The sequence below is a fragment of the Mycolicibacter sp. MU0102 genome, from assembly GCF_963378105.1.
GTDB lineage: Bacteria > Actinomycetota > Actinomycetes > Mycobacteriales > Mycobacteriaceae > Mycobacterium > Mycobacterium holstebronense.
Genome location: NZ_OY726398.1, coordinates 674,654 through 687,846, shown reverse-complemented (window position 1 = coordinate 687,846; position 13,193 = coordinate 674,654). Strand labels below are relative to the sequence as shown.

General features: G+C 66.1%; 10 protein-coding genes. 8 read left to right on the top strand and 2 right to left on the bottom strand.

Features of this window, described 5'->3' with window-relative positions; genetic code table 11:
• Positions 1-57: 57 nt before the first annotated feature.
• Positions 58-1,722, bottom strand: a complete 1,665-nt coding sequence (locus RCP37_RS03245; protein ID WP_308485591.1) for an ABC-F family ATP-binding cassette domain-containing protein — start codon at positions 1,720-1,722, stop codon at positions 58-60.
• Between the two features lie 236 nt (positions 1,723-1,958).
• Between RCP37_RS03245 and RCP37_RS03240 the strand changes: the two genes are divergently transcribed.
• Positions 1,959-3,089 (top strand): HNH endonuclease, encoded by a 1,131-nt coding sequence (locus RCP37_RS03240; protein ID WP_308485590.1) that lies wholly within the window; start codon positions 1,959-1,961, stop codon positions 3,087-3,089.
• Positions 3,090-3,159: 70 nt separating this feature from the next.
• Here RCP37_RS03240 and RCP37_RS03235 read toward each other — a convergent pair whose 3' ends face one another.
• Positions 3,160-6,261, bottom strand: a complete 3,102-nt coding sequence (locus tag RCP37_RS03235; protein ID WP_308485589.1) for a DEAD/DEAH box helicase — start codon at positions 6,259-6,261, stop codon at positions 3,160-3,162.
• A 272-nt stretch (positions 6,262-6,533) separates the two neighbouring features.
• Here RCP37_RS03235 and RCP37_RS03230 point away from each other — a divergent pair, with 272 nt between their 5' ends.
• From RCP37_RS03230 to RCP37_RS03200, 7 genes are all read left to right on the top strand, one after another.
• On the top strand, positions 6,534-7,298 hold the full coding sequence (locus RCP37_RS03230; RefSeq protein WP_308485588.1) for a chymotrypsin family serine protease: 765 nt from the start codon (positions 6,534-6,536) through the stop codon (positions 7,296-7,298).
• A 175-nt stretch (positions 7,299-7,473) separates the two neighbouring features.
• A complete protein-coding gene (locus RCP37_RS03225) occupies positions 7,474-7,746 on the top strand; it encodes a sigma factor-like helix-turn-helix DNA-binding protein (protein ID WP_373693102.1) in 273 nt (90 codons plus the stop codon).
• Positions 7,743-9,407, top strand: coding sequence for a carotenoid oxygenase family protein (locus RCP37_RS03220; protein WP_308485587.1), 1,665 nt, complete (start codon positions 7,743-7,745; stop codon positions 9,405-9,407). Before RCP37_RS03225 ends, RCP37_RS03220 begins: the two co-directional genes overlap by 4 nt.
• A gap of 88 nt (positions 9,408-9,495) precedes the next feature.
• Positions 9,496-9,990 (top strand): sigma-70 family RNA polymerase sigma factor, encoded by a 495-nt coding sequence (locus RCP37_RS03215; protein WP_308486919.1) that lies wholly within the window; start codon positions 9,496-9,498, stop codon positions 9,988-9,990.
• Positions 9,987-10,706 carry an anti-sigma factor family protein gene (locus tag RCP37_RS03210; protein ID WP_308485586.1) on the top strand — a complete coding sequence of 240 codons (720 nt, stop codon included), beginning with the start codon at positions 9,987-9,989 and terminating at the stop codon, positions 10,704-10,706. The genes RCP37_RS03215 and RCP37_RS03210 overlap by 4 nt, the downstream gene beginning before the upstream one ends.
• Positions 10,707-10,798: 92 nt before the next feature.
• On the top strand, positions 10,799-12,547 hold the full coding sequence (locus RCP37_RS03205; protein WP_308485585.1) for a thiamine pyrophosphate-binding protein: 1,749 nt from the start codon (positions 10,799-10,801) through the stop codon (positions 12,545-12,547).
• The gene (locus tag RCP37_RS03200; protein ID WP_308485584.1) at positions 12,525-13,190 is read left to right on the top strand and encodes a DUF8713 domain-containing protein; all 666 of its coding nucleotides are present in this window, start codon (positions 12,525-12,527) and stop codon (positions 13,188-13,190) included. The genes RCP37_RS03205 and RCP37_RS03200 overlap by 23 nt, the downstream gene beginning before the upstream one ends.
• Positions 13,191-13,193 lie beyond the last annotated feature (3 nt).

Here is a 13,193-nt window from a genome sequence, read left to right as displayed (position 1 = left end):
AGGGGTGTCGCTGCTGACATCGGCAACCACTCCATGAGCGCGGCAACGCCCTCCCGCCTACAGCTCGGTAACACCCCCGGCTTCGACCCGCCACGTGCGGTCCAACCGGACGTTCTGCAACATCCGGCGGTCGTGAGTCACCAACAACAGCGCGCCGTCGTAGGTGTCCAGCGCCTGCTCAAGCTGTTCGATCGCGGGCAGATCGAGATGATTCGTCGGTTCGTCGAGGACCAGCACGTTCGTGCCGCAGGCCTGCAGCAACGCCAGGCCGGCGCGAGTGCGCTCCCCGGGCGAAAGGTCGTCGACCGCGCGCTCCACGTGGTCGGCGGTCAGCCCGAACTTCGCCAGCAGGGTTCGCACGTCGGCGGTCGACCAGTCCGGGACCCGTTGCTCGAAGCGATCGACCAGCCGGGCGGGGCCGGTGAAATCGGCGCGCGCCTGGTCGATCTCACCGATGGCGACGCTGGCGCCCAGGCTTGCGCGGCCCGCGTCAGGCTGCTGACGGCCGAGTAGCAGGCGCAGCAACGTCGACTTTCCCGCCCCGTTGGGGCCCACGATGCCGATCCGCTCGCCGGCATCCACCTGCAGCGACACCGGTCCGAGGACGTAATCGCCTTGCCGCACCACCGCATTGTCGAGCGTCGCAACCACCGAACTCGACCGTGGTGCCTCCCCGATGGTGAACTGCAGCGTCCATTCCTTACGGGGTTCGACGACCTCCTCCAGGCGGGCGATCCGGCTCTCCATCTGACGCACCTTCTGCGCCTGCTTCTCGCTGGACTCGGTGGCGGCGCGGCGGCGGATCTTGTCGTTGTCCGGGGCCTTACGTATGGCGTTACGGACGCCCTGACTGGACCATTCCCGCTGGACGCGGGCGCGCGCGACCAGGTCGGCCTTCTTCTCGGCGAACTCCTCGTACTGGTCACGGCGGTGCCGGCGGTTGATCTCGCGTTCCTCGAGATAGCTGTCGTATCCGCCGCCGAAGACGGTCGTGGTGTTCTGCGCCAGATCCAATTCCAGGACCCGAGTGACGCTGCGGGCCAGGAACTCCCGATCGTGGCTGACCAGCACCACCCCGCCACGAAGATCACGGACGAACTGCTCCAGCCGAGCCAATCCGTCCAGGTCAAGATCGTTGGTCGGCTCATCGAGCAGGACGATGTCGAACCGCGACAGCATCAGCGCGGCCAAGCCCACCCGGGCGGCTTGGCCACCCGACAAGCCGGTCATCAGCGTCGACTCGGGCTGCACCGCCTCGGAGTCCAGTCCGAGGTCGGCCAGCACTGCCGGTAGCCGGTCGTCGAGGTCCGCCGCGCCGGTGACAAGCCAATGGTCCAGCGCGATGGAGTAGGCCTCGGCCGGATCGGTATGCGCGGGAGCCAGATCCGGATCGGCCAAGGCGGCGGCCGCGGCGTCCATGGCCTGCGCCGCCTGTGCGCAGCCGGTCCGGCGAGCGATGTAGGCGGCGACGGTCTCCCCTTCGACCCGCTCGTGCTCCTGCGGCAGCCAACCGACGAACGCATCGGCCGGAGCGATGTTGACCGCACCCTCGAGCGGCTCCAGATCGCCGGCCAGGATCCGCAACAGGGTGCTCTTGCCGGCGCCGTTGGCGCCCACGACGCCGACGACGTCGCCCGGCGCCACGGTGAGGTCAACGCCCTCGAACAGGGTGCGGTGCGCGAAGCCGCCTGCGATGTTCTTGGCGACGAGTGTTGCGGTCATCGGTACATGGTCGCAGGGGTGAGGGCGGGGTACTTGGGGGATAGCGGGGCGCGGGAACGCGGTGTTCATCTACCGATACGCCGACGACCTTCTGGGCCGCGTTTCGCGCCTGCTTGGCCCGCACCAGCTTGCCAGTGGGCATCGCCCCTTCCTGCCATACTGCGTTTCGTGTCGTCCTATCGCCGGTGCCCAGACAGCGCAGCCGGCTCGACGTCGCACCGGTACCAGGACCTGCGGTGGCTGACGGGCTGATCGACCCGCTACTGCTCGGCCAGCGGGTGGTCGCGATTCTGGAGACCGGCCTGCGGACCGCGACCTACAAACTCGCCACCATCACGGCGCTGATCGAGCACTGCATCGAGCACCTCCCCGATGAGCCGGACGCACCGCTGACGGTGCCGATCCCCGACCTGGCGCACCGCGTCCTGGAGATCTACTGGCGGCAAGTGCGGCCCTTCGACGGCCACGAACTTCGTCAGTCGACACAGCCGCGCGCACGGATCCTCGCCGCCACCACAAGGTTTCGTGAGGAGTCCGGCGCCGGCCATAGCGGTTCGGCACTCGCGGTCACGATGGAACGCGCCCCGCAGCCCTACCGCGCAGCGATCGACGACATCACCCTGTGTTTGGCCCAACAACCCTTGCACCGTTTGCAGCATCTGCCCGGCGGCGCCGCCGGTGACCGGTTCCTCTACGACGACTCGTTTCTGCACGACCATATCTCCCGGGCCGCGCTGCGTGCTCACGGTGACGCCGTCGAACTCAAGCCCGGCGTCGCTTACGCCTTGGCGCGGTTGGCCGGGCTGCTCAAACCCGCACTGGAGATCATGTGGGTCGACGATGTGCGCCGGATGAACAAGTTCCTCGATGCTGACGTACCGGACGTAAGCGGCCACCTGTTCGGGCGAGGACGGATCTCGATGGCCGCAGTGCGCGAACCGTTTAAAGATGTGTTTGGAGCACGATGCTTCTACTGCGACAGTGCGTTACGGGCCGACAATCCGATCGACCATGTATTGCCGTGGTCACTGGTCGGCATCGATGGGTTGGCCAACCTGGTGTTGGCCTGCCCGCGGTGTAATGGCGACAAGCGGCACGCCTTGCCGTCGCTGCAGATCGTGGACCGGGTGCTCGGACGGGACCGCGCGGTGCTCGAGCAGATCGCCTCCGACATCAGCTGGCCGACCCAATTCGAGCGGGTGGTCGCCGCCGCGCGGGGGATCTACCGCGGCCAGGCGCCGGGGGTTCCGACGTGGGAGGGCTACCAGCAGAGCGCGCGTTTGGACATTAGCCACCCGCAGTGGTGGATTCGGGTGGGTGTTGGTGGGCTGGGCGCGGCGCATCGCGACACCGGCCCGAGGATGTAGGCAGCTGGCAACGCACTATTGCCGGCTCGATCAGATGGTTCTACCGGCGAGTGAGTGTATGGCGGTAGACCTACGCCACCGCCACGCTCGACGCCTGGAAAATTTCAGCCGGCATCTGCTGGCGTAATTGCCAGGTGATCGCCATCGGCTTCTCCCCCTCGTGCGAAACGTAGTCAGCCGGGCCAAGGAATACATAGGGCGCGGCACCGAGCGCGTTGGTTTTCGCAGCGCGCACGAACAGCAGGATATGCGAGCCGTTTTCGCGGTGGTGGATATAACGCTGCCCGGTCGGGGAGGCCACCGAGGTGGTTGATTGGGACTCCCAGTGAAATAACTGGTCACTGAGGGCAAAGTCGCGGTACATGGTAGTCGGCGAGTAGTCAGTCTCGGATTTCTTCAGCGTGATCAGGAAGGCATCGGTGTTGAGATCCCGGCGCCAAACGACACCCTCACGCATGGTGCTCGGGGTGCGGTTCTGCGACGCGTAGTCCAACGCAGCGAGAATCTCCTCGCGCGAGTAGGTGGCGTGCACCTGCAGCGGAACCTCAGCCAGCGACGGGACGAGGCGACCCATATCGTAGGTGGTGCGCCGGGCGGTATAGAAGGCCATATCAATGACCTGGCGCATCTCGTCGACAACAGGCTCTCCGACCAGGGCATCGAACCCGGTTGCGATATCAGCGAACCCGCCTCCGTTGGGGAACAGCGAGTAGAACAGCATCGCAGCTAGTCGTCGCTGGATCGGGCCGCTCAGGTCGACGGTTCCATCAAGGATGGCCTGATACGTCTGCCAGCGCAGCCGATCATCGGCGTGTGCGAGAGCACGGACTCGTTTGACCAGTTCCGTTTCGCGGGGACCGGCGTCGGCGGATAGTTTGCCGGCCTCACGGCAGAGTGTGGTCCAAGACCGGTTGTTCTTCACGACGTCGGGCAGGCTCCGGCCGTACTCGTTGAGGTAGCCCGCGAGCCGGTCATCCGGGTGTGTCCGAACTTCGGAGAGCAACGCCGACCAGCGAGGCGCAACCTGTTGTTTGATGTTGTCCAGCACCAGTTTCTGGGCGACTTGGTCGAGCACGATCTGGCTGCCAGATGGCAGGAACGGAAAGCCTTGCTCAACCTGATGCTGCAGCGCCTTGCCAGCCGTACCGGTCAGGGCGCGGAAGCGTTGGTCGAAGCGGAACTCTCGGCGCTGGTGACCGACGAAATCCAGCGCGGTCAGCACTGTCTTGCCGTGGGTAAGTCGTAGTCCGCGACCCAATTGCTGCAGGAAGACAGTAGCGCTCTCAGTAGGGCGCAAAAACAGCACGGTGTCGACCTCGGGGATGTCCAACCCCTCGTTGAACAAGTCGACGGCGAAGACGATGTTGATCTCGCGGTTGCGCAGCGCGGCAAGGGCAGCGCGACGCTCATCTGCGGATGTCTCGCCCGAGACCGCCAAGGCCGGGATCCCGGCATCGTTAAAACACTGCGCCATGTAGTGGGCGTGGTCGATACTGACACAGAATCCCAACGCGCGCATCGCTGCAACGTCTCCAACCTTGTCGCGCAGTTGCTTTAACACGATGCGCGTGCGGGCGTCATTGGCGGTGTAAACGCTGCTCAGTGCGGCGAGGTCATAGCCCCCGCGCTTCCACTGGACCGTTTCCAAGTCAGTGCCGTCGTGAATCCCGAAGTAGTGGAACGGGCAGAGCAGGTTTTGTTCCAGCGCCTCCCAGAGGCGCAGTTCAGCAGCGATGCGGCCGTCGAAAAAGGCGCGCACGTCCGCACCGTCGGCACGCTCCGGGGTGGCGGTGAGACCCAGCAACTCGATCGGCTGTACATGATCGAGCAGTCGTTGATAGGAAGCGGCTTCTGCGTGGTGAAATTCGTCGACCACGACGACGTCGAAGTGATCGGGATCGATGCCAGCCAACCGGCTCGCCGCCAACGATTGGATGCTGGCGAACACATGCCGCCACTTGGTCGGCTGCTGGCCGTCGACGAGGAGTTCGCCGAAGGTGGCGTCGGTGAGGACCTCGCGGTACATGCGTTGTGCCTGCCCGAGGATTTCCTTGCGGTGAGCTACGAACAGCAGGGTGAGGTCGCGACTGTGGATGTCGCGAGCCAGCCGGCGGTAGTCCAGCGCGGCCATCACGGTCTTGCCAGTTCCGGTAGCGGCCACGATCAGGTTGCGGTGCCGATCGTGCAGGGTGCGTTCAGCATCGAGTTGTTCCAGCATCTCGGCTTGAAAAGGTTTCGGTCGCACTTCCAGACCGGACAAGGTAACCGCCAGCGAATCGCGCTTGGGCTCCCCGGATGCGGTCTGCAGGGCTTGGCGGAGCCGTTCGCCGTCTTGGCCGGGCCGGTACGGCTCGAAATCACGGTTTTCCCAGTAGGAGTCGAAGGTGGCCCGAAATTTCTCCAACAGGTGCGGGGTGCCGATTGCCGAGAGGCGCACGTTCCATTCGAGCCCGTCTACCAGGGCGGCGTGCGACAGGTTGCTGGAGCCGACATAGGCGGTGTGGAAGCCGGTGTTGCGCCGCATCAACCACGCCTTGGCGTGCAGGCGGGTGATGGCGGTGTCGTAGTTGACCCGGACCTCGGCGCCGAACTCGGTCACCAGCGCGTCCAGGGCGCGGGCGTCGGTAGCGCCGAGATAGGTGGTGGTGATGACGCGCAGCGGGATGTTCCGCTCGCGCAGCTCCGTCAGTTCCTTCTCCAGTAGGCGCAGGCCCTGCCATTTGACGAAGGCGCACAGCAGATCCACCTGGTCGGCACTGGCCAGCTCAGCGCGCAGCTCGGCAGCCAGGGTCGGCTCACCACGGCCATTAGTCATTAGCGCGGCGTCGGAGAACGGGGTGGCTGGACGTGGGAGTCTGGTGGCGCTCAGCGCCGTTGCCCGTCGAACTTCGTCGAGGCGAATGATCTTGCTTGGCTCGCCCGCATGGAGTGCGGCACCGTCGGTGTAGGTGTCGGGTAGTACGTCCAGGATGCGGTGGGTCAGGGCCACGCGGTCTTCGACGGTGCGCGCCGCGTGCAGGGACCGTTCGATGATAGGCGCGAGGTAGCGGGCGATAGTCAATGAGTGCTCGGCTTCGTCGACGGTGCCAAAATCGCCGAGCAGGTCGGTGCGGCGCGCGAGCTGCGCCGTCAACTGCTCGGTGAGCAGGGATTCGTAGACGCCGGTGTCCATGCGACGGAGATTAGCGGCCACGACCGACTACGGTGGTCCACTACTCCGACCCCGCGTAGCGCGTTGCACACTACGTCGCCCGCCGCTTCAGCGCTGTGTTCATACGTGACCGCAACTGCGGCAGGCCCGGACGGAATCCGGCGTCGGGATGATCAGCGATCGGTCAGGGCTCGGCGTAGAGGGCCGATGACGCCGTTCACAACGTCCCCTTGTTCGCCCTCCGCGTAACCGCCCCACCCGCACACTCCCCCACCCTCGGTACCCTCGCCTAAATGGCCGCCTTCCGACGACCCCCGCCCAAAACCCTGCTCAAGCGCCTGTCCATCGCGGCCGGCGTACTCACAGTCCTGGCGGGCATGGTCTGGGTCAGCCGTGCTCAGCCAGTGCAGCAGCTCATCCCGCAGCCGCCGGCCGAGGCGATCGGTCCCGGGGTCGGCATCAATGTGTCCTCTACCGGCAGCTCCGAGGCCACCAGCTGCACCGCGGGTTTCCTGGTACGCAGCAAGGACGGCCGGCCGGGACTGCTGTCGGCGGGGCACTGCAACAAGCCGGGAGGCTCCGGCACGGTGTCCATCCACAACGGTGCCCTCTACCCCACCGTCGGCGCCTTCACCGAGAGCGTCTACGACGGCAAGGATGGCAACAACATCGGCCTGATCACCTTGGACGACCCCGACAAGTTCCCGTTGACCTCCGAGGTCGATGGGCATCCGGTGAGCGGCGTGGCCGAGCGCGTCGACATCGGCGACACACTCTGTCATTTAGGAGTCCGCAGCGGCGAGCCGATGTGCGGTTCGGTATCTGCCAGCGAAAAGGGCAAGGTCAGGTTCAGCGCGACTACCACCTGCGGCGACGCCGGTGGCCCCGCCTACCGGATGCGCCCGGACGGCACCGCCGAAGCGGTCGGCATCCTCACCGTGGATTCCGACGGTGAGGATCCCGAGGCGGCCTGCGACAACCCGCAAGAGTCCTCCGTCGCGCAGCTGATCAAGCCGTGGCTGCAGGCCTGGCAGCTGACGCTGGTCACCACCACCTAAAAGCCTCTACCGCGGCCGTCCCGCACGCGCGACACTGAACCAGACGGGACGCTGCGCCGTGTCACTTCCGGGAGGCTGGTGCATGGGTAGAGGAAAACCAGCGGAAGATCGATTCGCGACCGCGGGCACACCACGGCCGGACACGTCTGCGCGTACCGGCAGGGCCTGAGCCGCCATGACCACCGACGACCAGGCCCGGCTCCGCTTCGACAGCGCTTCAAGTGCCCTGCACCGCGACCTCACGCCGAATCGAGCCACGGTCGCCGCCGCGCTGGCGCGGCTCTCCGTTGAACACCGGGCTTTGCTACGTCGTGCCTATTACTACGGATGGAGCACCGAGCAGATCGCGGTCGATCTGGAGATCGCGGAAGGCAGCGTGAAGACCCAACTGCACTACGCGCTACGGGCACTGCAACAGACACTGCGAATCATGGGAACGGTGCAATGACGTTTGACCACGAGTACGGCATGTGGGATGCCGCCTACGTGCTGGGGTCACTCTCGGATTCCGACTATCGCGAGTACGAGACGCACCTCGACGAGTGTCCGCTATGCCAGGACTCCGTCACCGAACTGTCCGAGATGCCGGCGGTGCTGTCGCTGCTGGATCAAGAGGACTTCACCGAACCCGACCTGGAATCCACCGACGTGACAGCAGCCATCGACAGCGAACTCAGCAGAAGTCTCGCGGCGGCCGGCGTCGTCCATCGGGCCAACGGAGCGCAAGACCACCGCAAGTCCCACGCAGCGGTAGCGGTCATTCAGCCGCCCGAGACGGTCTTCGGAGTCTTTCGCCCCGGCAACTACGCTCCGGTCCCCGACGAGCTCACCGCCTTCGATCTGCCCGTCGACGGCTACATCCCGCCCGAACTCAACGGCTGGTACCTACGCAACGGGCCCAACCCCCGCGAAGCGGGCGGTCATTGGTGCACCGGCGACGGCATGGTGCACGGGGTTCGGCTGGAGAACGGCCGAGCGGCCTGGTATCGCAACCGCTGGGTGCGCACCGAGAGCTTCGATCGCCCCCTGCCGCTGTTCAACCCGGACGGCAGCCGCAATCTGCACTCCAGCGCGGCCAACACCCACGTGATCCGGCACGCCGGCAAGACCCTGGCGCTGATGGACACCGCATTGCCCTATGAGCTCACCCCCGATCTGGACACGCTGGGTGCCTACGACTTCGCCGGCAAGCTGATCGATTCCATGGCGCCGCATCCCAAGGTCTGTCCCGTCACCGGCGAGTTGCATTTCTTCGGATACGGCGACCTCAGCCACCCGCACATCAACTACTACCGCGCCGGCGCCGACGGCGCCGTCCAGGTTCGCCGTCCGATCGATGTTCCCGGTCTGACGTTGATGCACGACTTCGCCCTGACCGCACAACATGTGGTGTTCCTGGACCTGCCGTTGGTGTTCAATCCGCAGGTTGCGCTCACCCGGCCCATCGAGCGCGACCTGCCGTACCGGTGGGACGACGACTACGGCGCCCGCCTGGGCGTGCTGCGCCGCGATGACCCCTTCGGCCCGGTTCGGTGGTTCGACATCAACCCGTGTTACGTCTTCCACGTCGCCAACGCGTTCGATGTGGCGTCGGCCCAGGGCGACGCGATCGTCATGCAGGTGGTTCGCTACCCGGAAATCTGGCGCGGCAACAGTGATTTTGAGACCGACGCCGCACTGTGGCGCTGGACGATCGACTTGAACACGGGCGTCGTGCAGGAGGTTCAGCTCGACGACCGTGACATCGAGTTCCCCCGCGTCGACGACCGGCGCGTCGGCGCACAGGCCCGCTACGCCGTCGCCGTCGGCACAGACGGACTGGTCCGCTACGACCTGGCCCGCGACAGCGCCGAAGTCCACCGGTTCGGCGTCAACGGCATGGCAGGCGCACCGGATGAGGCGGTGTTCGCTCCAGCACCGGGGTACACGGACGAATCGGCCGGCTGGTATCTGACCTACGTCTACAGCCCCGTCCGCAAGTGCAGCGAACTGGTGATCCTGAGCGCGTCGGAGTTCGACGCCGAACCGGTGGCCCGGGTGCGGCTTCCGCGGCGCGTTCCGCACGGTTTTCACGGGAGCTGGATCCCTGATCGAGCAGGAACCGTATGAACCCGACGGGCACCCACGTCGTGTCATTAGGCAGGAGGTGATCAGATTGCCTCGCATTGGCATACCGCCAGATCACGAAGCCGCGCTGATGAAGGCGCTCTATGACGAGCACGCCGCGGTGCTGTGGCGCTACGCGCTGCGCCTGACCGGTGACGCCAGCCGCGCCGAAGACGTCGTGCAGGAGACGCTGCTGCGCGCCTGGCAGCACCCGGAGGTCATCGGCGACACCGAACGGTCACCACGGGCCTGGATGTGCACCGTGGCGCGCAACATGATCATCGACGAACGGCGCAGCGCGCAGTACCGCCATGCCGTTGCCACGCCGCTCGATGACTCGACCGTGCCCGAGCAACCCACCCGCGACGAGGTGGACACCGCCCTGGACCGGATGTTGATCGCCGACGCCATGACCAACCTGTCGGCGGAGCACCGGGCGGTGATCGAACGGTCCTACTACCGTGGCTGGAGCACGGGCCAGACTGCCGCGGACCTCGGGATCGCCGAGGGAACGGTGAAATCACGCCTGCACTACGCGGTGCGGGCTCTGCGACTCGCCCTGCAGGAGATGGGGGTGACACGATGACGTCGCCGCGAGAGTTCGGCTCGGCCTGCGGGTCGGTCGAGACTGAACACCCTTACGCAATGTGGGATGCCGCCTACGTGCTCGGTTCGCTGTCTGCGGCCGACCGCCGGGAATTCGAGGGGCATCTGGCCGGCTGTCCGCAGTGCCGGGACGCCGTGACCGAGATCAGCGGCGTGCCCGCCCTGCTCTCGCAGCTCGACGGCACGTGTGTGGCTGCGATCAGCGAGTCCGACGCGATAGAGCCGCCCCCGCCGGCCTACCTGCTCCCGGCCCTGTTGACCGAGGTCCACCGGCGGCGCCGGCGTACCCGGCTGATGACGTGGACGGCATCGGCTGCGGCAGCCGCCGTACTCGGGGTCGGTGTCCTGCTCGGCATCGGCTCGGTGACCACGCCGTCCCCACATCACGATGCGGTGCCGATGGCACAGGTCGGGACGACGGCGCTCGCCTCGACGGTCGCGGTCAAGGATGAATCCTGGGGCAGCTACATCGATTTGAGTTGTGTCTGCCTGGCGCCGGTGAACGCTCACCACGACACCCTGGCGCTGGTGGTGGTCGGCCGCGATGGCAGCCAGACCCGGCTGGCGACCTGGGTCGCCGAACCCGGGCGCACCGCGACGCCGGCCGCCAGCATCTCGACACCGTCAGATCAGATCGCCTCGGTTCAGGTGGTGTCCGCAGACAACGGCCAGGTCCTGCTGGAGCGCACGCTGTAACAACCCCGGGGAATCGGCCCCGCCGTTGCCTCCTTCGAACCAATGCCCGACGGAAACCGTGTCAATGACATCGTCACGAGTTAGGTGGGCAGATGTCCAGGATCGCTTCCGTGGTCGATTTCATCGTCGCCCAGCTGGCGGCAATGGGGGTCGGTCACATCTTCGGCGTCGACGGCGCGAACATCGAAGATCTCTACGATGCGGCGTATTTCCGTCCGGACATCACGGCGGTGCTGGCCAAGCATGAGTTCTCGGCCGCCACCATGGCCGACGGCTACAGCCGAAGCGGTGCCGGGTTGGGTGTGGTCGCCGCGACGTCGGGTGGCGGCGCCCTGAACCTGATTGCCGGACTCGGGGAATCATTGGCCAGCCGAGTTCCGGTGCTGGCCCTGGTGGGCCAGGCCCCGATCGTCTTGGACGGTCGAGGCAGTTTCCAAGACACCAGTGGTCGCAACGGTGCGCTCGACGCGCAGGCTTTGTTCTCGGCGGTGTCGGTCTTCTGCGAGCGGGTGATGAACCCCGAAGACATCGTGACTGCCCTGCCCCGCGCGATCGCCGCGGCACGCGGCGGCGGGCCCGCGGTGCTGCTGCTGCCCAAGGACGTTCAGCAGGGCTTCGTGACGGCCAGTCCGTACCGCAACGGCGACGCCCAGGCCGATCCCGTCGTTATCAGCGACCCGCATCCGATCATCCACGCGCTGCGCAACGCCCATGGACCGGTCACGATCATCGCCGGCGAACAGGTGGCCCGCGACGACGCCCGCACCGACCTCGAGAACCTGCGGGCACTGTTGCGGGCTCGAGTGGTGTGCGTTCCCGACGCCAAGGACGTCTCGGGCACGTCGGGACTGGGGTCGTCGTCGACACTGGGCGTGGCCGGCATCATGGGCCACCCCGCGGTCGCCGATGCCCTGACCGGCAGTGCGGTGTGCCTGGTGGTGGGCACCCGGTTGACGATGACTGCCCGCGCCGGCCTCGAGGCGGCACTGAGCTCCATCCACACGGTCTCGATCGGTTCGGCACCGCCCTATGTTCCGTGTACGCACGTGCAGACAGCCGATCTGCGGGTTTCCCTGCGCTCGATCTGCCGAGAGCTCTCGGGAGCCGGGCGCCCCCGGTGGCTGCGGGTGCCCGAGACGGTGCCGCACACCGAATTGAGTCCCCCGCCCTACACCGGCCCCGGGGTGCGCTATCGCGACGCGATGGCCGTGCTGGACCGAGCGTTGCCGGCCGGGACCGACATCGTCGTCGATGCGGGCAACACCGGCGCTGCGGCCATCCACTACCTGCCGCCGCGGCGCGACGGGCGTTTCCTGGTCGCATTGGGGATGGGCGGCATGGGCTACAGCTTCGGGGCTGGGATCGGGATGGCCTTCGGCCGCAGCCGGCGCACCGTGGTGATCGCCGGCGACGGTGCGTTCTTCATGCACGGCATGGAGATCCACACCGCCGTGCAGTACCGGCTTCCGGTGCTGTTCGTACTGCTGAACAACAACGCGCACGCCATGTGCGTCACCCGCGAGCAGTTGTTCTACGACGGCTTCTACAGCTACAACCGCTTCACTCCCAGCCAGCTCGGTGACGGCCTGGCGTCGATGTTTCCCGGGCTCAGCGCGATCGACGTGGACGACGCCGAAACATTTCACGCGGCCGTGGCCTCGGCCTTGGACCGCGAAGGGCCCACGGTGATCAGCATCGAATGCGCCGCCGACGAGATTCCACCGTTCGCGCCGTTCCTTTCGGCCGACGCGTCGGCGAAATCCACTGCTTCAGTTAGTCATAACGGCAATGTTCCAACCGACGAGGAGGATCAATTCGATGTCGCTGCCCGCCCTCGCTGATATCAGCGTTCACGCCGGTACGCCCGGTCCCATCGACGGCTTGGTCCGGGTCGAGACCAGCCCCCGGGAGGTCGCCACCCCGATCATCATGGAGATGATGCATTCGGTCTACCCCCACGATGTGGTGTTCGGCGACTACTGCACCGTCAACGACTACATCGACTGTCCGCCGGACGAATTGTTCGACTATCTCTCCGATACGCGATGCCTGGAAGAGTGGACCTACAGCCTGCGTGGCTTCACCCCCACCGACGAGGAGGGCCTCTGGCTCGCCTACGACCGGCTGGGTTCGGAGACCAAGATCTACACCCGCACCGTCTCCAACCGGGAAGCCCTCACGGTGGACTACCACTGCGCATGGGACCAGCCCGACCACCTGTGGATGATCTACCTGATCCGAATCGTCGACGCCCAGGTCGTACTGAACAAGCCCGGATCGGTTGTGCTGTGGACCAATTGCCACCACCCGTTCTACGACCACAACCCCTATCCGGACGCTGCTCCGCCCGAGCGCCCGGTCTGGGTCGGCGACTTCTGGGACATGTTCAGTGCCGGCCACCTGCTGGAAATGAAGAACCTGAAGGCGATTGCCGAATACCGCCATCACAATGACCTGCCGGTCACCCCGTTCTGGATGCGATGAGGC